Below are 1,431 nucleotides of genomic sequence, written 5' to 3' on the forward strand. Positions count from 1 at the left end.
AGCACGGCGAGCAGCCGCCCGGGCCGCCGTCCGCCCGGGTCGCGCTCGGGCGCGTCCCACCACCCGCGCCCGTCCGGGTCGAGTTCCGGCGAGATGAACCAGGGACCACGCGGTTCGCCCAGTCCGGTCTGCACTGCCATGCGTACTCCTCACTGACGACGTCGGTTGTGCGCAGCGGTCAGGGCAGCCGGGAGAACCAGCGCATCGAGCCGGCGGCGGCACCCATCGCGAACACCAGTCCGAGGCCGATGAACCGGGCCGAGACGTCCTGCCGCTCGGTGCGGTAGCCGACCGAACTGCCGATGTCGTCGTAGACGGCTCGCAGCTCGTCGGAGGTGCTGGCCTCGTGGAACATCCCGCCGGTCTCCTCGGCGACCGCCTTGAGGGTCTGCCCGTCCACCGGCACCTGGATGGGTCGGCCACCCCGGTCGACGAACCCGGACGGTGTGCCGAACGAGATCGAGTGCACCGGCACCTCCGCCGTCACCGCCTCCGCCGCCGCCTCCATCGGGTCCATCCCGGAGGTGTTGGCGCCGTCGGAGAGCAGGATGATCCGGGCCGGTGGCGGCTCCTTCGCGGCTTCGTTGTCCAGGCTCTTGACCGCGCCGAGGGAGGTGTTGATGGCCTCGCCGATCGCGGTGCCCTGCACGCCGGTGATCCCCTCGGCGAGCCGGTCGATCCCCTCTTCGAGGGCGTCCCGGTCGGTGCCAGGTGGCACCAGCACGGCGGCGCTCCCGGCGAACGCGACGAGCGCCACGTTGAACTCGTCGGGCAGGCCCGTGACGAAGCGCCGGGCGGCCTCCTTCGCCGCGGCCAGCCGGTCCGGCTCGACGTCGGTGGCGAGCATCGACGTCGAGACGTCCACCGCCACCATCACCGTGGCCCGTTCCCGGGGCACCCGGACCTCGGCGGTCGGGCGGGCGAAGCCGACCACGAGCAGCGCCAGCATGGCCAGGAAGAGCCCGGCCGGTACGTGCCGACGCCACGCGGGCCGCTGCGGCGCCACCCGGTCCAGCAGCCGCAGGTTGGTGAAGCGGACCGCGTACCGGCTGCGTCGGCGCTGCATCACCAGGTACGCGACGACCAGGGCGAGCACGCCGAGCAGCAGCCAGAGTCGCAGCGGCGACTGCCAGATCACGCGGCACCTCCCCGCGGCTGGCCGGACGGCGCGGCGGCCAGCCGACGCTGGGCGTGCACGTGCCGGACGATGTCGGCGCTCCAGTCCCCGTCGGTGCGCAGCGGCAGGTGGGTGGCACCGCTGCGACGCACCGCCTGACGGACCTGTTCGCGCTGGGCGGCGGCGGCATCGGCGTACCGCTCGCGCAGCCGGCGGTCCGACGTGGACACCTCGCGGTGCCGGCCGGTCTCCGGGTCGACGAGCGTGATCAGGCCGACGTCCGGCAGTTCCAGCTCCCGCGGGTCGGTCACCTC

Annotated in this window: 1 protein-coding gene and 2 pseudogenes; all 3 read right to left on the reverse strand. The window is 73.8% G+C overall.

The genetic code is table 11. The features are described from left to right. Window positions 1-140: pseudogene (locus tag KBX53_RS36715) on the reverse strand (peptidase S1); the annotation flags it as partial. Window positions 141-178: 38 nt separating this feature from the next. Continuing rightward, window positions 179-1,138, reverse strand: coding sequence for a VWA domain-containing protein (locus tag KBX53_RS32795; protein WP_210863741.1), 960 nt, complete (start codon window positions 1,136-1,138; stop codon window positions 179-181). Continuing rightward, window positions 1,135-1,431: pseudogene (locus KBX53_RS32800) on the reverse strand (DUF58 domain-containing protein); the annotation flags it as partial. The gene KBX53_RS32795 and the pseudogene KBX53_RS32800, both read right to left, overlap by 4 nt.

The organism is Micromonospora sp. M51 (assembly GCF_018070305.1).
GTDB classification, from domain to species: domain Bacteria; phylum Actinomycetota; class Actinomycetes; order Mycobacteriales; family Micromonosporaceae; genus Micromonospora; species Micromonospora parva.